The sequence below is a fragment of the Okeania sp. SIO2F5 genome (assembly GCF_010692685.1).
Taxonomy (GTDB): domain Bacteria; phylum Cyanobacteriota; class Cyanobacteriia; order Cyanobacteriales; family Microcoleaceae; genus Okeania; species Okeania hirsuta.
Genome location: NZ_JAAHGU010000008.1, coordinates 25,071 through 50,445, shown reverse-complemented (window position 1 = coordinate 50,445; position 25,375 = coordinate 25,071). Strand labels below are relative to the sequence as shown.

General features: G+C 35.9%; 20 protein-coding genes and 3 pseudogenes. 13 read left to right on the top strand and 10 right to left on the bottom strand.

Translation table 11 applies throughout. The features are described from left to right. Positions 1 to 1,501 precede the first annotated feature (1,501 nt). From glyS to F6K27_RS05440, 4 genes and pseudogenes are all read left to right on the top strand, one after another. The gene (gene glyS / locus F6K27_RS05455) at positions 1,502 to 3,661 is read left to right on the top strand and encodes a glycine--tRNA ligase subunit beta (protein ID WP_287274858.1); all 2,160 of its coding nucleotides are present in this window, start codon (positions 1,502 to 1,504) and stop codon (positions 3,659 to 3,661) included. A gap of 765 nt (positions 3,662 to 4,426) precedes the next feature. Next, positions 4,427 to 5,794 carry a UDP-N-acetylmuramoyl-L-alanine--D-glutamate ligase gene (gene murD, locus F6K27_RS05450; protein WP_287274860.1) on the top strand — a complete coding sequence of 456 codons (1,368 nt, stop codon included), beginning with the start codon at positions 4,427 to 4,429 and terminating at the stop codon, positions 5,792 to 5,794. A gap of 192 nt (positions 5,795 to 5,986) precedes the next feature. Beyond that, positions 5,987 to 6,538 (top strand): Uma2 family endonuclease, encoded by a 552-nt coding sequence (locus F6K27_RS05445; protein WP_287274862.1) that lies wholly within the window; start codon positions 5,987 to 5,989, stop codon positions 6,536 to 6,538. Positions 6,539 to 6,804: 266 nt separating this feature from the next. Further along, a pseudogene (locus tag F6K27_RS05440) lies at positions 6,805 to 7,971 on the top strand (DNA cytosine methyltransferase). 303 nt (positions 7,972 to 8,274) lie between these two features. Here the strand turns inward: F6K27_RS05440 and F6K27_RS05435 are convergent. Beyond that, positions 8,275 to 8,487, bottom strand: a complete 213-nt coding sequence (locus F6K27_RS05435; protein WP_287274863.1) for a hypothetical protein — start codon at positions 8,485 to 8,487, stop codon at positions 8,275 to 8,277. Between the two features lie 615 nt (positions 8,488 to 9,102). Between F6K27_RS05435 and F6K27_RS05430 the strand changes: the two genes are divergently transcribed. Next, positions 9,103 to 10,446 carry a sulfite exporter TauE/SafE family protein gene (locus F6K27_RS05430; protein ID WP_287274865.1) on the top strand — a complete coding sequence of 448 codons (1,344 nt, stop codon included), beginning with the start codon at positions 9,103 to 9,105 and terminating at the stop codon, positions 10,444 to 10,446. 416 nt (positions 10,447 to 10,862) lie between these two features. Further along, complete coding sequence (locus F6K27_RS05425; RefSeq protein WP_287274899.1) at positions 10,863 to 11,294, top strand: hypothetical protein; 432 nt, start codon at positions 10,863 to 10,865, stop codon at positions 11,292 to 11,294. A 372-nt stretch (positions 11,295 to 11,666) separates the two neighbouring features. Here F6K27_RS05425 and F6K27_RS05420 read toward each other — a convergent pair whose 3' ends face one another. The 4 genes and pseudogenes from F6K27_RS05420 to F6K27_RS05405 form a co-directional block, all read right to left on the bottom strand. Then, the gene (locus tag F6K27_RS05420) at positions 11,667 to 12,005 is read right to left on the bottom strand and encodes a XisI protein (protein ID WP_353735937.1); all 339 of its coding nucleotides are present in this window, start codon (positions 12,003 to 12,005) and stop codon (positions 11,667 to 11,669) included. Further along, the gene (locus F6K27_RS05415) at positions 11,993 to 12,193 is read right to left on the bottom strand and encodes an element excision factor XisH family protein (RefSeq protein ID WP_287274897.1); all 201 of its coding nucleotides are present in this window, start codon (positions 12,191 to 12,193) and stop codon (positions 11,993 to 11,995) included. The genes F6K27_RS05420 and F6K27_RS05415 overlap by 13 nt, the downstream gene beginning before the upstream one ends. 178 nt (positions 12,194 to 12,371) lie before the next feature. Further along, positions 12,372 to 12,603, bottom strand: a pseudogene (locus F6K27_RS34300) (element excision factor XisH family protein); the annotation flags it as partial. Between the two features lie 11 nt (positions 12,604 to 12,614). Next, positions 12,615 to 14,240, bottom strand: a complete 1,626-nt coding sequence (locus F6K27_RS05405) for a sodium:proton antiporter (RefSeq protein ID WP_287274895.1) — start codon at positions 14,238 to 14,240, stop codon at positions 12,615 to 12,617. A gap of 282 nt (positions 14,241 to 14,522) precedes the next feature. On the opposite strand from F6K27_RS05405, the gene F6K27_RS05400 reads away from it, so the two are divergent. From F6K27_RS05400 to F6K27_RS05385, 5 genes are all read left to right on the top strand, one after another. After that, complete coding sequence (locus F6K27_RS05400) at positions 14,523 to 14,867, top strand: hypothetical protein (protein ID WP_205127457.1); 345 nt, start codon at positions 14,523 to 14,525, stop codon at positions 14,865 to 14,867. A gap of 54 nt (positions 14,868 to 14,921) precedes the next feature. Next, positions 14,922 to 15,581, top strand: coding sequence for a DpnII family type II restriction endonuclease (locus F6K27_RS33540; protein WP_353735940.1), 660 nt, complete (start codon positions 14,922 to 14,924; stop codon positions 15,579 to 15,581). A gap of 42 nt (positions 15,582 to 15,623) precedes the next feature. Then, complete coding sequence (locus F6K27_RS05395) at positions 15,624 to 15,902, top strand: DNA cytosine methyltransferase (protein WP_240039083.1); 279 nt, start codon at positions 15,624 to 15,626, stop codon at positions 15,900 to 15,902. Then, positions 15,868 to 16,887, top strand: a complete 1,020-nt coding sequence (gene dcm / locus F6K27_RS05390) for a DNA (cytosine-5-)-methyltransferase (RefSeq protein WP_353735939.1) — start codon at positions 15,868 to 15,870, stop codon at positions 16,885 to 16,887. Before F6K27_RS05395 ends, dcm begins: the two co-directional genes overlap by 35 nt. A gap of 359 nt (positions 16,888 to 17,246) precedes the next feature. Further along, positions 17,247 to 17,576, top strand: a complete 330-nt coding sequence (locus tag F6K27_RS05385; RefSeq protein ID WP_287244460.1) for a hypothetical protein — start codon at positions 17,247 to 17,249, stop codon at positions 17,574 to 17,576. A gap of 1,109 nt (positions 17,577 to 18,685) precedes the next feature. Here the strand turns inward: F6K27_RS05385 and F6K27_RS05380 are convergent. From F6K27_RS05380 to F6K27_RS05370, 3 genes and pseudogenes are all read right to left on the bottom strand, one after another. Beyond that, positions 18,686 to 18,778: pseudogene (locus F6K27_RS05380) on the bottom strand (DUF4277 domain-containing protein); the annotation flags it as partial. 170 nt (positions 18,779 to 18,948) lie between these two features. Then, positions 18,949 to 20,490 carry a C-3',4' desaturase CrtD gene (crtD, locus tag F6K27_RS05375; protein ID WP_287274893.1) on the bottom strand — a complete coding sequence of 514 codons (1,542 nt, stop codon included), beginning with the start codon at positions 20,488 to 20,490 and terminating at the stop codon, positions 18,949 to 18,951. 294 nt (positions 20,491 to 20,784) lie between these two features. Further along, positions 20,785 to 21,984, bottom strand: coding sequence for a peptidase U32 family protein (locus tag F6K27_RS05370; RefSeq protein ID WP_287274892.1), 1,200 nt, complete (start codon positions 21,982 to 21,984; stop codon positions 20,785 to 20,787). Between the two features lie 107 nt (positions 21,985 to 22,091). Here F6K27_RS05370 and F6K27_RS34295 point away from each other — a divergent pair, with 107 nt between their 5' ends. Then, positions 22,092 to 22,301 (top strand): hypothetical protein, encoded by a 210-nt coding sequence (locus F6K27_RS34295; RefSeq protein WP_287274891.1) that lies wholly within the window; start codon positions 22,092 to 22,094, stop codon positions 22,299 to 22,301. A 923-nt stretch (positions 22,302 to 23,224) separates the two neighbouring features. On the opposite strand, the gene F6K27_RS05360 is transcribed toward F6K27_RS34295, so the two are convergent. Both F6K27_RS05360 and F6K27_RS05355 read right to left on the bottom strand, forming a co-directional pair. Then, positions 23,225 to 23,974 (bottom strand): L,D-transpeptidase family protein, encoded by a 750-nt coding sequence (locus F6K27_RS05360; protein WP_287274889.1) that lies wholly within the window; start codon positions 23,972 to 23,974, stop codon positions 23,225 to 23,227. A 90-nt stretch (positions 23,975 to 24,064) separates the two neighbouring features. Next, entirely contained in the window at positions 24,065 to 24,496 is a 432-nt protein-coding gene (locus F6K27_RS05355; protein ID WP_375339366.1) for a L,D-transpeptidase, read from the bottom strand. A gap of 612 nt (positions 24,497 to 25,108) precedes the next feature. Between F6K27_RS05355 and F6K27_RS05350 the strand changes: the two genes are divergently transcribed. Continuing rightward, positions 25,109 to 25,345: a hypothetical protein gene (locus tag F6K27_RS05350; RefSeq protein ID WP_287300848.1), complete on the top strand. Its 237-nt coding sequence runs from the start codon at positions 25,109 to 25,111 to the stop codon at positions 25,343 to 25,345. Positions 25,346 to 25,375: the final 30 nt, after the last annotated feature.

Sequence of the window (25,375 nt, the reverse complement as noted above, 5' to 3'; positions counted from 1 at the left end):
TATTTAGAAAGAAAAAAGGATTGAATTTTTATTTTTGCCAGAGGTATGTGCTGGATTAAGAATTTACTTATTATTGGCTTAACTAACTTCAATATGATATATTTACGAGCTTATAGTAGAAGATTAATTATGGTATAAAAAATAGCAGATGTTAATTAAAAATTATGCTTTTTTATAAAGATGAAAAATATTTATTCCAGATAATTATAGAATATTTAAAAATACAAATAATAGTCATAGAATAGTTAATTGAAAACTTATAACTTATACCAATTTTATTTAAGACTGCACAGAATTAGGTGTTAGGTGGTAGGTCTTAGGTCTTAATACCAATTCACTTAAAAAATGTCACAAATAGTTGGTAACTGATGAAGTAAAATAATAAGCTGAAATTACTGTAGAGTATAGCTTTGGGCGTTGCATAAATGCGGGATGATTTTAATAGTTTTGTGTTTGGGGGCATCTTGCCCGTTCCCCGTTCCTTATATTTTCACCCCAGGCAGGATACCCACCCCACTGAATATTCATCCCGCCCCTCAGCAATGCCTAGCTTTGAAGTACCTAAAGTATCACTTCTGACTTTAGTGAAACGGTCTTAGGTCTGATAGTCCTTAGAAGCATAATGGTATACAGCAAAAAGGAATACTAGGCACGGGAGTAAGATGCTCCCACTGCCCTACCTCCTAACAAACGTTGCGGGACAATACACCACCACTTATGCAACGTCCCTACTATTGCCTGCTTTCAAGAAGACGCAGCAAAAATGTGTGATATTTGGTTTTATACCAAGCATGAAAAAAGAATACTTAACTTAAATGACACTTAAATTATTAAGTAATTAATACAGATTGAATAACTTTTTTGATAATTAGCACTCCAGTTATTGTTAATTATTCTTATGTTTACTTCTCCCTGTAGGGACGTTGCATGCAACGTCCCTACCCACTCCCCTACTCCCCCGCTGAAGAAGATGTAGCAAAAATGCGTGAGATTTGATATTAGAAGGGGAAAGCTTTAAACTCAATTTTTCGGTAAACTGTTGTAATTAGGGTTTGCTGAAAAAGTCTTATGGGTAAGGGTAGGAGACAACCCACCCCTAACCCCGACCGTGGAGGGGAAGACAGGAGAAAAGGGAATGAACGAGGAGGTAGCAGTAAGAATTGTCCTTTGATTTTTCTGCCTAACTATGCGCCTAAAATACGCTCCTTTTTGAGCATGAAGAGCTGAAAACCAGGCACTTTTTAAAGGCTCCAAAAAGGCGAAAACCTTTATCTGTAAATACTTTTAGATTTAATCAGCAAGCCCTAATTAACTAATACCATTTCACTTAAAAAATGTGACAAATAGTTGGTAAATGATGAAGTCAAATAATAAGCTGAGATTACTGTATAGTAGAAGTTTTAAGTACTTAAAATATCACTTTTAAATTTTGACTTTTGAATTTTGACTTTTGACTTTAGTGAAACGGTATAATAATATCCAAATCTGTCAATATTTTGCTATGCCGACATTTTTATTAGAAATTGGTACAGAAGAATTACCCGCAACTTTTGTCTCTGAAGCTATATCACAGTGGGAAAAACTTATCCCTACTGCCTTGAGTGAGGCATTCTTAACAAATGATGGGATTAAAATATATGCCACACCCAGACGTTTAGCTGTCGTCATCAACAATTTACCTACTCAACAACCAGACCGAGAAGAAGAAATTAAAGGTCCTCCGGCAAAAGCAGCTTTTAAAGATGGTAAACCTACAAAAGCGGTGGAAGGCTTTGCTAAAAAACAAGAAATAGAATTAAAAGACCTGGAAATACGCCCGACTGAAAAAGGTGATTTTGTTTTCGTCAATAAAAAAATTAAGGGTAAACAAACAGCAGAAATTCTGATAAAATTAGTACCTGAATGGATTAATAAACTTGAAGGTAAAAGATTTATGCGTTGGGCAGATGGAGATATTAAATTTCCTCGTCCTATTCGATGGTTAGTAACATTATTAGATGGGGAAATATTGCCGATAAATTTAGAAAATGGCTCTGAGATAATTACTTCTGGTCGTGTCTCGTACGGACATCGAGTTTTACATCCTGAATCTATAGAAATTGAGCAGGCAAAAGATTATGCAGAAGTTTTGAAAAAAGCTTATATAGAAGTAGATTTTCAACAAAGAAAGAGTCAAGTTGAACAACAAATACAAACTGTAGCTAAAAAAGTTCAAGGAACAGCAGAAGTTCCGACAGAATTATTAGCAGAAGTTACAAATTTAGTCGAATGGCCGACAGCAGTAGTTGGTAAAATTGATGAAGAATTTTTGATTTTGCCTTCGGAAGTAACAACAACTGTTATGGTGACACATCAACGTTACTTTCCTGTTTTGAAATCCACAACAACTCCTAAAGCAACAGTTGAATTATTGCCATATTTTATTACTATTTCTAATGGCGACCCGGAAAAGTCAGAGATTATTGCTAAAGGAAACGAACGAGTAATTAGAGCTAGATTAGCTGATGGGCAATTTTTCTATAAGGCAGATTTAGCTAAACCATTAGAAAGTTATTTACCTGAATTGGAAGCTGTAACTTTTCAAGCTAAACTAGGTTCGGTGCGGAAAAAAGTCGAACGTATTGTTAAGATAGCTAAGTTAATAGCTGAACAGTTAAAAGTCAGTCAAGAAGAAAGCAAAAATATAGAAAGAGCAGCTCTACTTTGCAAGGCTGACTTAGTAACTCAAATGGTTTATGAATTTCCCGAACTACAGGGAATAATGGGAGAAAAATATGCTCGTGCTTGTGGGGAAAATGAAGCTGTAGCAACTGCAATTTTTGAACATTATTTGCCTAGGGGTGCTGGAGATATTTTACCGGAAAGTATTAGCGGTCAAGTTGTGAGTTTGGCAGATAAACTTGATACTTTGGTAAGTATTTTTGGATTGGGAATGTTACCTACAGGTTCCTCAGACCCTTTCGCTTTACGTCGGGCAGCAAATGCGGTGGTAAATATTACTTGGTCAGCGGATTTATCGATAAATTTACATCAGTTATTAGCACAAATTGCTGTAGATTTTACGAAATTTTATCCCGAAGCAGAATCAGAATTATTGCCCCAATTATATGACTTCTTTTTGCAGCGAATTAAAACAATTTTACAAGAGGAAAAAAATATTGATTACGATCTGGTAAATGCGGTGTTAGGCAATAATGATTCGGAATATACTGAACGAGCATTAAAAGATTTATTAGATGTACGGAACCGTGCAATTTTCTTACAAAATATTCGGCAAAATGGTCTGCTTGACCAAATCTATGAAACTGTAAACCGTTCAACTCGTTTGGCAGCTCAAGGTGAGTTAGATAAAATACAACTTGCACCTGAAAAAGTTGTGGATTTAAACTTGTTTAAAAGTGAATCAGAATTAGCATTTTATAATGCTTTAGTTGATTTAGTACCTCAAACAAAAATATCTCAAAAAACCAGAAATTATCAACAATTAGTAGATGGTTTGGCAAAAATTGCCCCAACTGTAAGTAATTTCTTTGATGGGCCGGAAAGTGTTTTAGTAATGGACCCAGACCCGAAAATTAAACAGAATCGATTAAATTTGTTAGGGTTACTCCGTAATAATGCACGAGTATTGGCAGACTTTGGAGAAATAGTTAAAAGTTAGGAAAATACGGATAGAATTTTTTGTGACGTAGGTGAATTATTCCTAGGTTTATCTTTATCCCTTATAAGTTTTATACCCCACCGTCACCCGCGGTGCAAATGCGGTTGGTGGAGTGAGAATTCCCATCGACCCCATTCTCCTGACTCTTTCTTCAAAGTTCATAATTTTAGGGTGCGCTATTATGGCTAAAATATATGCTATCAAAGGTATTTAATAATGCGTCGCATGACACCATGTTAGATGCGTAGGTTTAGTACTATTAGTTAAGAAAATACTAAATTTAGTTAAGGAAATACTAATTAGGTGTCTTACATTTCATTAATGCACTCTACTGGACTGACATAGCTAGTGTCTAATTGCAAAAATTAGTAATATTAACTAATTAGGTGCGTTACATTTCATTAACGTACCCTACTGCTATAGACTAATTAAGCAATAATTTGGGACAATTATTTTGATTTTTTTTGCCAGGAAATGCCTCTATAGTTACCCCTATAAATAGTGCTTTTGTTGAAATTATGAAAGTTAAAATTGTCAGTTTTTAATAAACATCTCTAATCATAAAAAATAAAATAAATTATCACATAGAAATTATCAATTATTTCCCCCTACTCCCTACCCCCTACTCCCTCTTTTCTGGAGATATCTAACGATGAGAAAAGTCATCCCAACAAAAGCTTTTTAGCCCACTCTGCTGTAAAATAAAAATAACTATCATTTGGTAATTTGTAAATTTACCAAAATATCTACCAAAAAATATTTATTATGCCAAAAACTCATATTATTGGTCTAGGAAAATCAGGTATTGCTGCTGCGCGACTGCTCAAGAAAAATGGTTGGGAAGTGGAACTGAGCGATCGCAATACATCCGACTCTCTTGAACAACAGCAAAAACAATTAACTCAAGAAGGTATTACTGTTAAATTAGGTTATTCGTTTGAACCGGAAACATCTTTAGATTTAATCGTTGTTAGTCCCGGTGTACCTTGGGATATATCCTCACTCCAACGCGCCAGAGAAAGTGGAATTGAAACTATTGGAGAAATGGAACTAGCATGGCGATATCTCAAATCTTCCCCTTGGGTAGGGATAACTGGTACTAATGGCAAAACTACTACTACTTCTTTAGTTGCTGCAATTTTTAAGACCGCAGGATTGAATGCTCCTGCCTGTGGTAACATTGGCTATGCTGCCTGTGAATTAGCTTTATTAGAAACTCCACCAGATTGGGTAATTGCAGAAATTAGCAGCTATCAAATAGAATCATCTAGTACCCTTGCACCTCAAATTGGTGTTTGGACTACTTTAACCCCCGATCATCTGAGTCGCCACCATACAATAGAAAATTATTTTAATATCAAAGCAGCCTTATTAAATCGCTCTAAAACACAAGTTTTAAATAGTGACGACTCGTATATAAGTCAAAATGCAGCTAATCTTGGAGATAATGCCCACTGGACAAGTATCAAAGGTAAAGCTAACTTAGTGGGAGATATTGCCAAAGGAATTTACATTGAGGATGGGTGGGTAGTAGCGCGAGGGGAAAAAACAGTTTCTGTGGAGTCCCTGCCAATGTTGGGAAATCATAATCAGCAGAATTTATTGATGGCAGTGGCAGTAGCGAAATTAGCAGGAATAGAAAAAGAGGCGATCGCTGAAGCGGTGAAAACATTTCCTGGTGTACCCCACCGTTTAGAATATATTTGCACTTGGAATGGAGTAGATTTTCTCAATGATAGTAAAGCAACAAATTATGATGCAGCAGCAGTTGGTTTAAGTGCTGTACCTGAACCTGTGTTATTAATTGCTGGTGGGGAAGCTAAAGAAGGTAATGATAATGATTGGTTGCGACGAATTAAGGAAAAAGTTGCTGCTGTTTTATTAATAGGTGATGCCGCTGAAACTTTTGCCAAGAGACTACAAAAAATTAACTTTCATAATTATGAAATAGTAGGAGAAATGGAGCGAGCAGTAATTAGAGGTGCAGCATTGGCAAAAAAATATGATGCAAAAGTTGTATTATTGTCTCCTGCTTGTGCAAGTTTCGACCAGTATCAAAATTTTGAACAACGAGGAGAACATTTTCGGGAGTTGTGTTTAAAACTTATTAGTGAAGGAAGAAGAAAGAGATAAGAAAAACGAAAATTGTGGGTCTTAGGTTTAGGGTTTGAAAAATTAATAATTACCTATTCTTAAAAGAAAAGGATTGACTAAAAGAATTTGTTAGATTTATTTTTTCTTTAACTCAGAGACTTCCACTTTAATTATTCGGTGAGGGAGGGATATTTTAACATTTAATTAAGCACAAAAAAAGGAGAGATAACTATGTCAGGTTTAACAGTTAAAGATTTAAAAAAGTTACAAGTAGACTATCCAGATTATCGGATGGAATTAGTAAGTGGAGAAATTATTGTTATGAGTCCTTCTGGTTTAGAATCAGATGAAGTAGCAGCAGAAATAGTTGCTCAGTTACGAAACTGGGTAAGACCTCGAAAGTTAGGTAGAGTTATTGCTTCTAGTGGAGGTTTTCGCTTACCAAATGCAGATGGAGATATCCGGGCACCAGATGCTTCTTTTATTAGTGCAGAAAAATTACCTCGTCCTACAGAAGATTATGCAGAATTAGTTCCCGACCTAATTTTTGAAGTGAAATCTAAGAACGATAAGTTACCACAATTGCGTGAGAAAATACAAGATTTTCTAGAGTTAGGAACTATTGTCGGTGTATTAGTAAATCCCCGCAATCGGACAATGGAAGTTTATCGGTTTATGAGAGAAAAAATTGTCCTCAGAGATAGAGATGTTTTAGAAGTAGCAGAAATATTACCTGGATGGAAATTACCTGTAGCAGAAGTGTGGGCACCAGAGTTTGAATAGAAATTTAACTAGGAGGGAAAAATTCTATCATATAGACATCTCCTCCACCCATAGGGAGTAGGGAGCAGGGAGCAGGGAGAAAGAATTGATGAATAAGAGTGGGATAATTGATTTTATTTTTGATTATTAGAGATGTCTAATAATAGAAATTAATTGCGGTATAATTGAGAAATACTGAAAAAATTAGCTTCAGCACAACAGCAGAAAGTTGTAGATTTTCTGATTCTTTACTATACTAAAAAACATACAGATACAGATAAAATTTAATGGAAGGAAAACAACTATCTTTATTTCCTAATTTAGAGAATCAAAACGATAAAAATTCTCATAAAAAAGCAAAACTAGAACGTTATGAAAAAAATCAATATGAATTAAATAATAATGACAGCGACCCATATAAAAAATTCATTAAAATTGAAGAGAAACACATATTGAAATCTGATTATAAATTTATCGACTTGTTTTGCGGTGCTGGAGGAATAACAGAAGGTTTAGTGCAAGCAGGATTTAAACCAATAGCAAGTGTTGAAGAAAACTCTATAGCATCAGCAACCCATAGAAAAAATTTTCCTACATCTCATCATTTTGGGGATATCAAAGAATTTAATTCTACAGAATGGCTCAATCAAATTGGTTCACCAGAAATACATTTAGTAGTAGGAGGTCCTCCATGTCAGGGTTTTTCAGTTGCCGGAAAACATAATCCTGATGACCCTATAAATAATTTATTTCGAGAGTTTGTGAGAGTAGTTAATTAAATTCGTCCTTGGTATATTGTTATGGAAAATGTGCCTGGAATTATTACTATGAAAAAAGGTGGTGTTCAAAAATAAATTTGTCAAGCATTTATCGATATTGGTTATTCTAATGTATCTGTAGCAATTCTAGAATCTGCTGCTTATGGAATTTCGCAAATTCGCCCTAGAACTATTTTTATTGCCAATAAATTTGGCATGATAAATCCTTATCCAAAACCTCAACTATTACCCCATCAATATAAACCAATTGAATCAGCAATTTCTGACCTTCCAGAATTAACTCCTATTCCAGAAATTAATCATCAATGGACTCGACATTCACAAGAATACATGAAAAGACTTGCTAAAGTTCCTCCTGGTTGTTCTTTATATAAAACTTATGCTGATGCTTTTAAGCGACAATATTTGGGTAAACCAAGTATGACTATTAAAGAAAATCATGGTGGTACTCATATTCATCCTTACCTTAATCGGGTAATTTCAGCAAGAGAAATGGCAAGATTACAAAGTTTTCCTGACTCTTTTATTTTTGAGGGTTCTATGAAAAAAGCGATGTGGCAAATTGGTAATGCTGTACTTCCTCGTTTAGGAGAATGTATAGGTTATGCTTTGATTCCTTTTTTAAATAAAATTGCTGATGAAAGGAAGAAGAAAGAAGGAAGAAGGAAGAAGTAATTGATAATTTATAGGTGATAATTGATTGTATTTTTTATTTTTGGAGATATCTAATAGTTAATTATCCTGCTTAAACTCAGTTAGTTTTTGATTAAGAGTATTTCGCCAAATCTCAAAGTTATACCAACCACATCCGATACATCCAGTCTCAGCATCTTTTCCAACTTGAGGTACATTACCAATGGATAATTGATAATTGATAATTGATAATGAAAGAGTTTTTTAAATCCCTAATTTTATCTCCCTATTTCTACCTAACTCTAAACCTGCTATAATTATCCATGTTCCATTATCAATTATCAATTAATGAACAGTTTTAATACAAAATTCACAGCTTCTTGATTTTAAAAGATTATGATTACCTCCACTATCTTTTTTAAGCAATTGAAATTTTTGTTTAATCTCAGTTTCACTCATATTTAAGTTATGAGTTTCTTCAATATTTCCCCATCTTTCCATTGGAAAGCGATGGTCAATAATAATTTCATGTCGCGGTCGTTGTCTTTGTTCAATCACATCTACATACGAATAGATAGATAATATTTTTTCGACTAATTCTAAGGGAATATTAGCAGGAGCATTTGCTGCTTTAATTTTTCCTGTCCAACAATCCCATGTTGTTTGTTTTTGACAATTATTGCAGAACTTTCTTTCTGTTTTAATTTCTAAACCAGGGCGACTTTTTGTGCCTCTTTGTAACCCTTGAATACCACCTCCACCTACATATTGTTCTGATGCTATGTTTTTACCCTAACAACTACGACAATGCCATTTTCTATCTGATAAAAGATTAAATACTTTTAATTGAGTTGAGTTTTTTCTAAATGTAGATTTTAACTTTTCTACTAAGTATTGATTGCTCACTCTATATGATTAGTTTCTGCCTCTAAATTATCAAGAAGTTCTGATACGCTAATACCCATTCCGCTTGGAAAGTGGAGTAGGCGGTCTATCTTTGAAAAAACTAAAGTAGAGAATATAAGGTAATTATGAGAAGAAAAGTTATTTTAGATATAGGAGTTTTGACAGAAGTAATTGATGTAATTATTCCTGATGAGTTATAAATATTTTATTCATTATGAGTTATAAATATTTTATTCATTTATTTGGGTACTATCCCTGAAAAAAAACGTGCTATTAGACCTATTACTATTAACAACTTTAGGATTTCTTGGCAGTTTCGGTCACTGCGTTGGAATGTGCGGACCATTGACTGCAACTTTCTCTCTTTCTACGCGATCGCAGAACGGAACGGATGTTCGATCGCGGAGTGGAACAGATGTTCGACCGCCAACTCCTCCTAACAAATGGCATCAATTTCAATTTCATACCCTGCTTAACCTCGGCCGCCTCTGTAGCTATACCTTAACTGGTGCTGGTATTGGTGCATTAGGTTCCGTATTAGTAGCAAGTGGTCATTTAGCTGGCATCGACAGTGACTTGCGACGGTGGTTAGCAATACTCACAGGTTTAATGCTAATTTGGTTTGGTCTGGCAAAAGTGCAACCACAACTATTACCCAAACTACCAATATTCCACCCCTTGAAAAAAAACAACCTACATAACCGTCTCAGTACAGTCATGGTTAATCTTTCCATGGAAAACAAATGGTGGACTCCCGCTTTTCTGGGTTTAGTCTGGGGTTTGATGCCATGTGGTTTTCTCTATGCTGCTCAAATTAAAGCCGCAGAAACTAGCAATATCTGGTTAGGTGGAGCGACTATGTTTGCATTTGGGTTGGGAACATTACCCTCAATGTTAGGGGTAGGAATGTTGACATCTTTTTTGAGTGCAGACCAACGCAGTCAATTATTTCAAATGGCAGGATGGGTGAGTATTTTTACTGGCATCATGGTAGTCATGCGAAATGGTGAGATGGTGGACTACAGTGGTTCTGCTGCAATATTATGTTTAATGTTGGCATTGGTAGCGCGACCCCTGAGTCGGTTTTGGAGTCAACCTCTACGTTATCGACGAGTAATAGGAATGGGGGGATTTATTTTGTCGGTGGCACATACAGGAAGAATGTTGGACCACAGTTTAAATTGGAATATGCAGGCAGTATCGTTTATGTTGCCTCTGCATCAGGTAGGAATATGGGCAGGTATTTTTGGTTTGGGGTTAATGTTACCGCTAGCGCTAACGAGTTTTGATGGGGCGGTGAAATATTTGGGTAAGTGGTGGCGAAGGTTACATTTGTTGAGTGTTCCGGCATTTTTATTATGTGGAGTTCATGTGGTGGCGGTGGGTTCCCATTATTTAGGTGCGTTAGAATGGAGTTTGGGAAATCAGTTGCGTACTACTTTTTTTGGCATGACAATATTAGTTGTTTTGATTATACGTTCCCATCAGTTTTGGTCTTTATTTTCTATAGACAAATATTATGTACCACCACTGGAACAAGTTAAAATTCAAAAGCAAGTGCTTGAAGAAGGCAGAAGGCAGAAGGCAGAAGGCAGAAGGCAGAAGGTCTAATTGCTTATGGATAGTTTTCGACGCGCCACTCCGTGTCTACAAACCCCAAACAATTTTGGCGTTGCTGAATTAGGGTATGATTATGGAAAAGAGCGCACGCCAAAAAAGTCCACTTATTAGAATTAAAAATTATGCAATGTCCTGAATGTAAATCAGATCATATCAATAAAAATGGTCATANACTATAGAACCCCTAACCGTATCTTCATATAAATATCAAGTTTTTTTGACTAGGAGACAGCTATACTGGAGACAGGAGACAGAAGGTAAGAGAGAAAAGGTTAAGAGGGAAGATTTGGGGAGAGATAATACAAAAAATTCAACACTCCTTCAACTGAATTTTCCTCAAAATTAATGCGCGAAAAGACTTGACTACCATAATTATATAGATCTCAAATGGGTTCTATAAGACTTCTTTGTCAGTTAACTATGAAGAAGTCGAAAATAAATCTCGATTAATAGGAAATGAGTTCAATATTCAAATATATCAAACCTACCAAAATGATATAGTAGAATTTGGGATGAAAATGATCTTTCTTAATATGGTCTTACATTTGGCTAATTGGGTATGGGACAACCGGCAAGAGATCTACAATCAGACAAGTATAGCTATACATAATGTTATAGAAGCCCGTGATACCATAATAATAGTCGCGACTGCAGGAATTGCATGTTATAAGGCCGGAAAAGCGTTAAAGGATGTGTTGAATCTATTGTATGCCCAAAATCCCCCCAACGACCTCCAACTAATGCTAGAAAAAAACGAAGAACCCTTCAATGAGTACGAGATTACCGAATGCAAAAAGGTTGTGAAACAAAATCCGGTAGTATCGGTACAAAAAGCATAGAAAGCACGTTTCTATTAAATGACTGACTATCAACACGTCTCATAAACCCGGTTTATCATAGCACTCCGAAGCAAGCGAACTTGATATTATACCAAACCCGGTTGAGAAAAACCAGTTTTCAGTAAACCACAAAAACCATGTAGAGAACTTGCATACAAGATCTCTACAGGATGGTAAGATAACGGGGGTATCTATACCGGATTTAGTATGATTAATATGGATAGGGCAACCACCCTCTTTATGGCCAAGTTCGGTTGTGGGATGGAAAGAATGAGGAGCGATATAGCTGCCGCTAGGCTCCACCAACGCCATTTTTATCAAAAGCGATCGCCTCCTTCTTCTAACAAGAAGGATTATTTTTTTAACTTCCTCTTATCTGAGCAATACCATAGCCAGTGTAAGGACGTTTGTAAGGTGGATGTACCCCAGTACAATGTCTTCTTGATCAACACCCATTTCTATTAATTCTTGACCTACATCAATATCAGTAGCATTATGCTGAAGCCAAATTTTTCCATCTTTAATATCAAAATGTAAAACGGTATAATAAATTCGTTCTAAGTCTTTCCAACCTACTCGCATCAGTTGATAATGATTTCGTCTTAGGTCAAAAAATAGTTGATTTTCTGCCTCATTATTTTGAGGTTTAGATTGAGCATATTTTTCTAATAAAGTTTGAATGTAGGAGCGATAATTCTCTAATTTATCCATTGGACAATTTCCTCCGCGATGGGTTCATAAACAATAAGTTTGAGTTGATGACGCTTAATTGCAACCTGAGCTAAACGACTCTGAAAAAAAGTTTTATAAGCCTCAAGAGGAACTGCTAGATAAAGTAACCTTTCTGGCTCATTTACTTCTAGCATAATTCGATAGTTCAAAAATTGCCCTAATACCAATTTGATAAATGTTTGTTACAAATGGTAGAAGTAATAAAGAAGGAAGAGGGAAGAAGGAAGAAGGGATAAATATTTAAAAAAATGGAAAAACGATATAAATAACTATCTAAAATGAATTAGACTAGCTATTTTTAAGCATATCCGATATAGGTCTACCTTTTTGTAGCATTATTTTTTAAAATTGGTATAAAGCAGTATGAAAATCACTTATAGCAGATGTACTGACAAAGCTCTTAATTTCCACAGCAATTTTTTCGCTGCCTCTATGAGCAGCAATTAATCTTTACTGCACCTAAATCAATTTTAACTTGGACTTCTTCCCATTCTAATTCTAGTGGATCGTTAGTAATAATCCATTTGTCTTTCTCTAAACTTCGTCTGACAGCTTCATGGAAAATATCTTTTGCCATTTTATTATCCCTTATATTTTTCTTTTTTCAACTACCACCACAGGAATTAAACTCTTTTCCAAAACTGCTTGAGAAACGGAACCAACTAACACATTATCCCATAAACGATGCCCTCTTTTCCCCATAACTATTTCTGCTACTCCATACTCTCGGGCAACAGAAACTATTTCCTCTGATACCACTCCCGCAACAGTTACAAACTGATACCGAATATCTGCCAAAAGTTGGTTGGTTTGCTGTTGCAGTTGCGCAATACTTTCCCCATCCTCAGACTGCATAACGTGCAATACCACAACTTCCCCATCACAACGTCTCGCCAACTCTGCAACTTTTAACAACACATCAACAGCAAGGGTTGAAGTATCAACCGCAGCTAACAATACAATACGACGAGCGATCGCTACTTTTGTCAGATCGACTTCTCCTTTTTTTAACAGTTTCGGCGCAAAAGTAGGTATTGCCCAAGCTCCTAGAGGTGCTGTGACTAATATTGATAGGGCAGCGATAGCCAAAATTGTTTCTCCTCCCTCAATACCTGCTGCTAGAGGAATAGCTCCAATGGCAGCTTGTACCGTTGCTTTAGCAGAATTTCCGGGCAGCAAAAATAGACGTTCTTGCCAATTCCAATTACTGCCCAAAGTAGAGAGATACCAACCGAGCATCCGTCCGACTAAAGTACCGACTGCTAAAATTAACAACCCCACCAACAAGACTTTTTCCAGCACTTGCAACGGGATATCAGCACCGAGCAACACAAACAAAATTATTTGCGCCACTACCCACAAAGTATCAAAACTATTTCGCAACCGTCGCGCCAGGGGTGCATCAAATTCGATGACAAAAAATCCTGTTGCCATGACTGCCAAATAGCCAGAAAATATGGGAAATTTTTCTGCTAAGACGACTAACAATAGAGCAAAATTTGCTGCCACTAAAGTATCCTGGGTAGCATTTTTAGTCCAATTTTGTTTTACTAAAAGCAAGACTAAAATTCGCGCTGTCAACAACCCGGCAATAACTCCCAGAATAATTTGTAAAATAACTTGAAATGGTAATAGTTGTAATGCGCTGAGAGTGATGCCACCAGGTAAAGTTATGCCAGTAGTTGTTCCCTGGGATAAAAATGTCAGCAGTAAACTAAAAACTAACAATAGCAACACATCTGACAAAGCACTACCTGTCAAAATTGCATCAGGAATACCTTTAGCTACACCCCAACCCAAACTTTTGAGGCGCAACATTCCGGGAACAATAACTGCAGGAGACTCGGCACCGATGATACAACCCAATAACAACCCGGTGGCAAAGTCAAACTGAAGTAACCATATAGCTGCTAGGGCGATGACAATAGCTTCACAGGTTGCGGGGAGAAAACCTAACCGTATCGCAACACTTCCCTGTTGTGCTAATTTTTCTCTGTCTAACCCTAACCCTGCTTTCATCAAAATTACCATAACGGCGATCGTGCGTAGGGAGTCAGCAGCTTGCAAAATACTAGAGTCGATGGTATTGCTAATTTGAGGACCTAATAATATTCCGACTAACACCATCCCCACCAGTGGCGGTGCTTTTAATCTTGAGGCTATTTGTCCGACAAAAAAGCCTATTAATAATATCCAAATAATACTTTCTAACATAAGAAGGAAGAGGGAAGAAGGAAGAGGAAAGAAGGAATTTAGTACTAATTTAATGTACTATAAAACAATTAGTTAATCAAGTCATCTAGATGCCTTAAATTGTGTCAAATCACTTTTTCTTGTATAATTATTTAGGACTTACGCAGATAAACTATAGATAAACTATATATAGCTCTTAAAACTATTGTCCAACAGTAGTTCAACTCTATACATAGTGCCTTTGCGTAAGTCCTGATTATTGATATTTTTAACAATTTTTTTTATAACTAATGAAAAAATATAATGAATAACCCCAAAGAAGATTATAGAAAAACGTTTCTGGAATTAGAAAAAGCAGCATCAAAATTTTGGCCGACAGAATTAGCTGAAATGGAAGCAGAGTTAAGTATAATTCCATTATTGTTAAAAACACAAGAGCAATTTATTAATATCTTAAGCATTGATGTATTAGAATTAGAGGACTTATTTACAATAGTAAACTCTTCAGCTTTGTCAGGAAACTTATTTGTTAAGCATTTGGTTATTCTGGCTGACTTTGGGGGAGAAATGCTCAAACGTATAAGTAAAGAATTTAAAAGTTTGTTTCCTAATGAAGAAATGAAATATTACTGGAAAAGTAGTCAGTGAATTTATAAGTTTCAAGCCTTACCTACAAAAACTTGAAGTAATCAAACTCTTAAAATTAATGGAAAATATCTTTTTGTAAAATATTCTTTAGATGAAAGACAAAAAGATGCTATTGCACTTCTTTTATTTGGAAATTCCTATAAGAATGCTAATCAAGAAATTGCTTCAATTTTAGCAAGATGTGAAATTGGTGATTATTTTGGTAAATCCAGTAAATTAGATAGTTTTATTAACCAGCGATATATTTGGGTTAGTCGTATTACAGGAGGTGCAAAATCTAATGCTTTAGGTCATCTAGCACAAAAGTTTGTTGCTCAGTATATAAAAGATGAAATTGGAATCATTGGAATTGAAGTAAAATCTGATGCTACCTTAGCTAATGTAACTCATACTGACGAAACTACAGGACGTTTAACTTCATTTGATATTATAGTCACAAAAAACCAGAAATATGTAGCTATAGAAGTAAGCTTTCAAGTAACTACTAATAGTGTTATTGAACGTAAAGGAGGAGAAGCAAAAGCTCGTTATGAACAAGTTGAAACAGCAGGTCACAAAATTGCTTATGTTATAGATGGAGCAGGAAACTTTGAAAGACAGTCAGCATTACAAACAATTTGTTTGCATAGCCATTGCACTGTGGCATTTTCTAAAAATGAGTTGTCAATTCTTTGTGATTTTTTGAGAGATTACTTAGAAAACAATAATGGTTGAAAAAAACTGGACAATTTATATACTATTTATAACAAATATAAAATGACAAAAATTCGCTTTATCGATCTATTTGCTGGCATTGGTGGAATGAGATTAGGTTTTGAACAAGCTGCCAAATATTTAAACATTGAAACTGAATGTGTATTAAGTAGTGAAATAAATTCTGACACTGGTTTAGTTTATGAAAAAAATTTTGCTGAATTTCCTTTAGGAGATATCCGCCAAATTGAAAAGTTACCACCCCATGAGATATTATTAGCAGGATTTCCTTGTCAATCTTTTTCTTCTGCTGGAAAAAAAAGCCGGATTTGGGGATACTAGAGGTACGCTTTTTTTTGAGATTACCAGATTAATAGATACATATAAACCCCAAGCTTTTATATTTGAAAATGTTCGTGGTTTGCTGACTAATGATCAAGGTATAACTATCGAAACTATTAAATATGAAATTCAAAGCAGAGGCTACAGTTTTGACATATTTTTATTGAATAGCGCGAATTTTAATTTACCCCAAAATCGTCTCCTAATTTATATCCTGGGAGTTTTAGATAGTACGCCAAAATTTAATTTAATTTCTGACCTTGGTCCGAAAGATTCTCATTCTTATCATCCCCAACAATTATCTTTATTTTATCCTCTGAAAAAATCTATAACTGTGGGGGATATTTTGGAAGATAATCCAGATCAAAAATATAATTGTTCGGAAAAATTTGTGGCGGCATTAAAACAGAGATTAAATGGAGATTTAAGTAAATTATATGGCATGAGATTAATTGATTATCGCGGTGGAAATTCTATTCATTCTTGGGAGTTGGGATTGAGAGGAGAATGCAGTGCTGAGGAAATAGAATTAATGAACTGTTTGATTTTGAAACGGAGAAATAGTCAATTTGGTAAACATCAAGATGGTAAATTGTTGAGCAAGGAGCAAATAGCTAGTTTTTTTACTAATCCTCAGTTAGAAAAATTGCTCAATTCTTTAGTTAGTAAAAATTATCTGCAAATAGTTGAGTCAAAATATAAACCAGTATCAGGAAACTTTTCTTTTGAAGTCTACAAGTTTTTAGACCCAGATAAAATTGCTGTAACTTTAGTGGCAAGTGATGCCAATAGATTAGGTATTTATCATCAAAATAGAGTTAGGAAAATTACTCCTAGGGAAGCAGCAAGATTACAAGGTTTTCCTGATGATTTTATTTTGCACCACAATGATAATAAGGCTTATTATCAACTGGGTAATTCTGTAAGTATTAATGTAGTTAAAGCCGTAGCTCAAGAATTAATGTTGAACATATCCAGAAAATAGGCAACAGGGAACAGGGAACAGGGAACAGGGAACCCACCCCTAACCCCTCCCAGGAGGGGAGTAATTGATAATTCATGGATAATAATTGATTTTATTTTTGATTTAGGGAATAGGGAACAGGGAACAGGGAACCCACCCCTAACCCCTCCCAGGAGGGGAGTAATTGATAATTTATGGATAATAATTGATTTTATTTTTGATTTAGGGAATAGGGAACAGGGAACAGGGAACAGGGAGGAATAATTGATAATTTATGGATAATAATTGATTTTATTTTTGATTTTTGGAGATTTATATTGAACATAAATTAAAAAGATGATAAATTAGAAAAGTTAAATGATAAAAAAAGGATAAAAAGAATGGAAAATGTCCTAGAATCGAAAGAACAACAATTAGCAATAATAGAAGCAAATGCTGAAAAAATAGCAGCGATCGCCCATCAAGGATATCACCTACTTTCCGAAAAAGGCACGGTAATAATTTTTAGACAGTTAGAAGAAAATAGTACCGTTTTAGCAGACTGGCAAGTTAAGTTTAAACCGATGAGTCAAATAGGAACAATGATTAGTGATTGGCAACAAGCTGGTTTAGGAAATTTGATTGATAATTATAATCCAAAAGTTGCTGTGGTCTGTACTTTTTTATATCCAAATGGCAGTCATACCAGTTATCATTTTCAGATGGAATAAGCAATAATTTATTAGTTTTTCGGAAAAACAAGTTATTTATTTAAAATTATTAACTATTACCATTTTTTGGAGATTTATAAAATATATATAGCAGATTGCAGATATATGAGGTACAAATATTAATGATCTTTGTAGTGCGCGTATCTTGCCCGCAACAGATGTACCTCACTGATATGAAAGATGCTGTATATAGGAATATAGGATAAGAAAAAATTTATAAAAGATTGATGATTTGACAAAAAAAATTAAAGCAAGCTATTTGTGTACTTTATTAATAGTTTGGAATTAAACTAACTCCTGATATCAAGTCTCATTAATTAGACGTAGGGTGCATCTCATATTTATTTGCAAAAATATTAATGTCGTAGGTTGGTTTGAGGCACGCTCTTCGGAGCTTATCCGTAGGATAAACCCAACAAATAGATGTTATTAACGTTGCAATTGTTGGGTTTCCTAACGTCAACCCAACCTACGAAGATCAAAAGTGAGATGTGCTCTTAGACATAATAAAAATGTTCTTCTCAATTATCTTGAAACCCATATATGTACTTCATAATGTAATACAAAAAGAGACATGAATCGCGACCGGAATTTCAGCCCATAATTTCAGTTTTTTGTTGATGGATTTCAAGTATAGCAATGTGCGCTGACATATTTACAAATTACAAGAACTGTCCAATAGCTAAAAGTCTTATATTATCGGTTTTTTATTCCCCCAGATGAGCTGTTGCCTGTTGCCTGTTGCCTGCGCACAGCGCTATAATTTTGAGCCTGAGTAACTGTATCAAATCCAGTTTTTTCTAACTATTTTACTAGCTTTAATGCTGTCTTTTTTTCTCGATTATCTACTCCTAATTTTTGTTAATTAGGGTTTGCTGATTAAATATAAAAGCATTGATATATAAAGGTTTTAGCCTTTTTTAGTTAAAAAAAGTCCAAGCTTTTAGGTCGTAATGGTTCAAAAAATTAGTATTTTAGGCGCATAGTTGCGCAGAAAAATCAAGGGACTATTCTTCCTACTAACTCCTCTATAATTCCCATTTCTCCTGTCTCCTGTCTCCTGTCTCCTGACTCCTACCCTCACCCATAAGACTTTTTCAGCAAACCCTAATTATTTCCACAATTCCTATCTCATCAATTAGTCCTGCTACTATTCCTAAGTGGTCGATATTTTGAACTGTTATTTCTTCAATTAAAGACACTTTTTTAAATAGTAAATAACTTAGCGAGGAGTCAGAACTCAGGAGTCAGAACTCAGGAGGGAAGAAAGAAAGAAGGAACAAAAGTAAAGATAATTTCAGTATTTCTTCGGTACTGTTTGAACTTTTCTTTCCCTTCAGACTTCTGCCCTCTGCCTTCCTTGTATAAGTATTCAACCAGACATAATATTACTCTCAGTTTCAATCTGTCGCACCACAGTCAACGCTGAATAAGACACTCCTGCCGTACCCTCTCCTGGATGAGTTGAATCTCCTACCAACCATAAATCCTGAATGGGAGTACGATTGGCAAATCCAAAAGGTCCGAAAGTTGAAAGACGCTGACCGACACCACCGACAACACCTTCATCTCGTGCCGTAAATTTAACAAAAGTACGAGGTGTAGCCGCTTCTTGATGAACTATTGTTTCTGGTTTTAAATAAAAATATTCACTCAAACGAGCGATCGCCTCCTCTGTATATTGCTGCTTCAACCCCTGATAATCTTTGCAATGTCTCCAAATTTGAGTATCGGTAAAACTTGAAGCTGTAATTGTTGCTTTACCTGTGGGAGCGCGACCGTCTCCCGGATGACTCACTGATACAAACAAAGAATTATTTTCTCCAATGGGACCATGATAATTGTAGAAAAACTGCAAATGAGGCGGACAGTTTGCTGGAATAGCACTTTCATCGACTCCCAAATAAACCACAAATGCACCCGATGGTGAGGGGAGTTTATTCACTCGGCGTTTGTAACCGGGTATTGGGTGAGAGGTCTGATTTTCATCTTTCACTAACTTTACTAAGTTTTGCACGGTGACATTAGCCACAATATGGTCGGCAGTTTCTACCCAAGTTTCTCCAGTTTTTTGATTTTTGACTCTGACACCAGTAGCTTTACCCTTATCTATATATATCTGTTCCACAGTATGACCCATCAAGAGTTGTCCTCCGTCTCTTTCTAAAGCTGTAACCAGGCGATCGCTTAATACCTGCATACTTCCCTGAAGATGATACAAACCTTGGGGCGCTTGGGAAACAGCTAAAGCAGTAGCAGCATAAAGTAGAGCTGTTTCTTCTGTACCTACTTGAGAGTAAAGTTTCAGTTGTAAATCCAGAAATGTTTTCAACCGTAGATTATCATTCAATCCATACAACCGTAGTGCATCCGCCACCGTCATCAAAGTAAATGGCACTGTTATCAAAGTATCCAGGCGTACTGATTTTGCTAACTGCCACATATCCCAGATATTGCGCGGTGGTAAAACTGGGTCTCGCCCTTGAAATTTCCAACTTGCCTTAAATAATTTTGTCATTAGTTGCCAAAATGCTTCGCTACCGGGAAACTGAGAAAGTCTCTCTTGTTGCCATTTTTTTTGGTCGCGCCAAACATTAATAGGTTGAGTTTCTCCTGGTAGAAATACGGCACAGGCAGGGTCGCAGTTGGTGGCCTTCGGAATGTCAATCTCCAACTCAGAGAAAATCCGGTGATGAATACCACCAGTTTCTAAACCTGCTACTTGAGTTGCACCAACATCGAAAGTGAAACCGCGTCGTTTAAAAGTAGAAGCGCAACCACCAGGAACGATCGCTTGGTCGAATATGTGGACTTGATAGCCTCTATGGGCCAGTAATGCTCCTGTTGTTAGGCCACCAACACCTGCGCCACATACCACAATTTTTGATTTTTGTATAGTATTTTTAGAGGACATAGAATTTATCTTAATATTTCTTAATTAAATATTAATATAATCTATCATTTGATCGGCTTTTTGGGCAAGGCCAGAACAGAACAAGGAGAAAATGTCTATAAAAAATTAGGCATGATTTTTATGTTAATTGTTATTTATACCTCTTTCAAAGTATTGCTAGTTCAAGTGTAGACAAAAATGTGCAACTCCGTATTCAAGCGGACATGATATGATGATGATCCGAATAAAGGGAAATATTTTTCCCACTGTTCCCTGTTCCCTGTTCCCTGCCTGCTATATAATTTTGTCAAATCATCAATTTACTGGTGAGACCCTAACTATATTTAATTTTGTTACGTTATTCAAGATATCTGGTGCTGCAGTTCTAGGAATACAAACAACATTACCAGCGCGCATTTTCTCAAGGCGATCGCCTACCACAGAAATAAGCTGACTAACTCTCCAACGCACTATCTCTCCATACATAAGAATAATCTCAATTTCATCACCCACTTCCACAGACTCAACCAGTTGCAAAACTATATTTTCTGGTGTTGTCTCCATCACAATACCAAGATATTCGTGAGTACCCCTACTACTTTCCAACTGCTTATATACAGAATCATTTCCTGCAGGAATTTCCAATGAAGCAGAAGAATAGTCACGGTGAGGCACAGATTCTAATTCACCACTAATCTGATTCACTAACTCTGGAGTCAACCTCCCTTCTGCATAAGCATCGATCGCTTGACGATAAGATCTACAAGTCATCGCTACATAAAACGATGATTTCATTCGCCCCTCTATTTTCAGAGAACAGATTTGATGCTCAAAAAACGCTCCTACTTGATGAATACCCCATAAATCTTTAGAAGACATAAAAGTAACCGGGCGATCGTCTGTTTTTGCCTCCAACTGATAGGGAAAACGACATGACTGAATACATCCACCACGATTAGAATCTCGACCTGCAGTAAAATTGGAGATTGTACAATTACCAGAAAAAGCCATACACATAGCACCGTGAATAAACATCTCCACATCAATACCAGTTTGTCTACGAATCAACCCACCCTCTGCAACACTGACTTCTCGCCCCACAATTAAACGCTTCACAGCAAATTCTTTCCACATTTGCCCTGCATAAGAATTAAGACAAGATGCTTGAGTCGAGAGATGAATGTCAAGATTAGAACTATTTTTCACTACTCGCAAAACCCCCAAGTCAGAAACAATCACACCATCTACACCAATAGATTCCAGAAATTGACAATATTCGGCTAATCCCTCAAAGTCATCATCGTGGAGAAAAGCATTCAGAGTCAGATAAACTTTAGCATTATTTTTGTGAGCAAAATTTACTCCGTGTTCTAAGTCGTAGTCAGAAAAATTATCTGCTCGCGCGCGCAGACCGTATTTTTGCCCACCCACATAAACAGCATCCGCGCCATAGGTAACAGCAACTTTTAGACGTTCGAGATTTTTAGCAGGAGCTAACAATTCTGGTTTCCACATATTATATATATAGTGATTAACTTAAATATTTTAGCTTGATCGCTCAACTATGGTTTGAAGAATCAGAATCAACGCTATAATTAAAATATAGAGGTTTTGCAGAAATTTTGAACGAACAAAAAACGATAGTGAAACAGCTCGAAACCAAAACCCATCAAGAAATTTTTTATCCCGATAGTGACTGCCAACCAATAGCAGATAATACAGTTCAATTTCGCTGGATAATGGTCATCTACCTTGAAGAAGGAGACAGGAGACAGGAGACAGGAGACAGGAGGAAAATTACATGGGGATTCGCTCCCCCAAGTAATGCGTGAACACCCCCGTTGACGGTGGGGTATTAAACCCACAAAGAAAATGATAATCTAGTGTCTAATTGTATCAGTTAATCTACAGGAATTACGCAGTATCGCTACATATAGTGTATAAATTCTCATTTTTCTGATCCAACCACTATTATTGGTGCCGTTGCGTAAGTCCTGATCTATTTATTAGAGGAATGAAAAAAGCCTAAACTCAAACGAAGTCAACTCAAAAATAATATTACTAATTTTTGCAGCTAGACACTAGCTTCGTAAAATCCTGAAATCTTTGTGGCTGACGTTGGTAAATATAAAGATGAATTGAATGCACCAAGAGCTATGGATCGGATAACTGTACTTTTGGATTTTTCACACCGAAAATGGCTTTAAACCCAGTATTAGCAGGAAAAATACCTTAAGTGGCTTAAAATAGCTGAAACCTAGATAGATCAAGAAAACGACTGATTTAATGTAAAAATTTTGCTGTATCAGGTTTTGACCTTATTTTTAACCTATTTTTTCCTAAAGTCCAGATAAAATCTCTCAGTACTATAAAGTTGGAGTTTAATTTTCCATGCAATGTCCAGAGTGTCTTATATCAAATCCGGTTAAACAGTTATAGATTGGTTAACTCAGGAGGAGTCAGGACTCAAGAGTCAGCAGGAGAAAGAATCACAAAGATTTAGTAGTTATGACGATTGGAGAATTTTTTTATGTCCAATTCCCCCGGATTTGATATTAGCAAACATATCCGTAAAAATGGCCATCGAAGACATAAGCAAAACTGCATTTGTGTCTAATGTGGTTACCAGTTTGTTGATTTTTATGATTCACCTGGATATAGTCAGGATATTAAAGCTCCAAATCTCTAGATCTGCTCAAGTATTCCCTCAGACTTTTAATTCATTATCTCAAGTTCGGCGATCTACCTATGTAAACTATGGCTCCACGACTACAGTTGTACCCACCTGTACTTTTTCAAATAAAGCAATCACATCTTCATTCCGCATCCGCACACAACCGTGAGATGCAGCATATCCAATGGATTCTACAGTGGGAGTACCATGAAACCCAATGGTATCTTTTCCATCTGTCCAAAAACCAATCCACCTCAATCCTAAAGCTGTATTTGGCCCTGCTGGCATTACCTCACCCGTCCAGGGGTTTTGCCATTGCGGATTTTCCACCAGTTGAATAACTTCAAATTTACCTGTTGGTGTTTCCCAACCTGGTTTACCCACTGCTACAGGATAACTAGCTATTTCCTCTTCTCCTTCATACACATATACTCGTCGTTCCCCTAAGCGAAGTACCACCTGGATTAACTTTTCTACTTCTATTCTTTCTATTCCCAAATATTTTTGAAAGTCTTTAACAGCACGTTTCAGTCTTGGCATTAAGCCACCAAATGATGAATTAACTGATTCTCCTTCTGTTAGTAAATATTTTTGGAGGTCTTGAACGGGAGGTTGCCACTTTGGCGTCAAATCATCAAATGCTAAATTAGCTTCCTTCTGTGTTTGCTGATTATTATTAGTTGTCTCAGTCGTATAAATAGAAGCTATAGATAACTTTTGACCAGATAATATAATAATTGCTGTAGTTAAGAATATTGCTGTTAAATGATATATTCCATTGTTGATTTTTAGCATCGGACTAAGGCATTTATTTGTGGTAGATTCGATCATTTTTCACTCCTCAAAATTAATTATATAGATATTATCAGAAACTAATATTATTAGTAGCTTAATTTATCAATAAACTCTGCTCATATTCTGTTAAGGTTCGACGATGACAGTTGTACCAATTGCTACTTTTTCAAATAGGGCTAGTACATCTTGATTTAACATTCTAACACAACCATGAGAAGCAGCTTGTCCTACTGTTTCTTCGTCGGGTGTTCCATGAAAACCTATATAGTTTGTGCCATCTGTCCAAAAACCAATCCATCTTTCCCCTAAAGGATTTTCTGGACCTGGTGGTATTATTTCTCCAGTAAAAGGATGTTTCCAGGATGGATTTGGAATTTTTTGCATGACTTTATATGTACCTGAAGGAGTCTCCCATCCTTCTCTACCAATAGCAATGGGATAGCTGGTTTTTAATTGCTCGTCTTGATATATATAGACACGGCGATCGCTTAATTTTATGACTAAATAAATATTTTCATTTTGCTGAATATAAAGTTCTTTTAGTATTTTTTTTGTAATCGGTGATTTTGATTTTATTGGAGACTGAATTTCTATTAAGTCTGTAGCATTAGTTGAAGCTTCTTGATTTTCAACAGGAGTTGAAGCATGAGCTTTTCGTTGTAAATAGTTCCAGCTAATGACTATACTTATGCTTAAGAGTATTAACAGATGAAAACCACTAAAAATATTGTGTTTTTGACTACTATTGCTCCATCTAGATAAAGATTTTTTTCTGACTTTTTCATTCATTTAGTCAATCCTTAACTACTGAAAATATGCTGGTTTTTGATTATACAGTAGTTTTTATGATTAGTAGACCACAGTAGAGAGGTTTTATGGAATCTCCCTACAATGGTTTTGGTGTGCGACTATGTGGTTCATCCATTTAAAAATCGCTGTAATATCATGTCCGGTTGAATACTTATAAATAAACGACGGAGTCCTCAGGAGGACTTCCTCAGGAGTCAGGAGGGAAGAAGAAAGAGGAGGAAAAGGAGAAAGTTTTTTTGTTCTATCGCTCATTATCCGGACATGATATAACTGCAAATCCACTACAGCGTTATAGCATATATAGCAGAAGGAAGAAGGCGTTTAGTTGTCTACAACAGAAGGAAGGAGGAAAATCAGGCGTTGTCTGAGTTTTCAGCTTTTGATATGTCAAATACATTGGAGTCAGGAGGACTTCCTCAGGAGTCAGGAGGGAAGAAGAAAGAGGAGGAAAAGGAGAAAGTTTTTTTGTTCTATCGCTCATTATCCGGACATGATATAACTGCAAATCCACTACAGCGTTATAGCATATATAGCAGAAGGAAGAAGGCGTTTAGTTGTCTACAACAGAAGGAAGGAGGAAAATCAGGCGTTGTCTGAGTTTTCAGCTTTTGATATGTCAAATACATT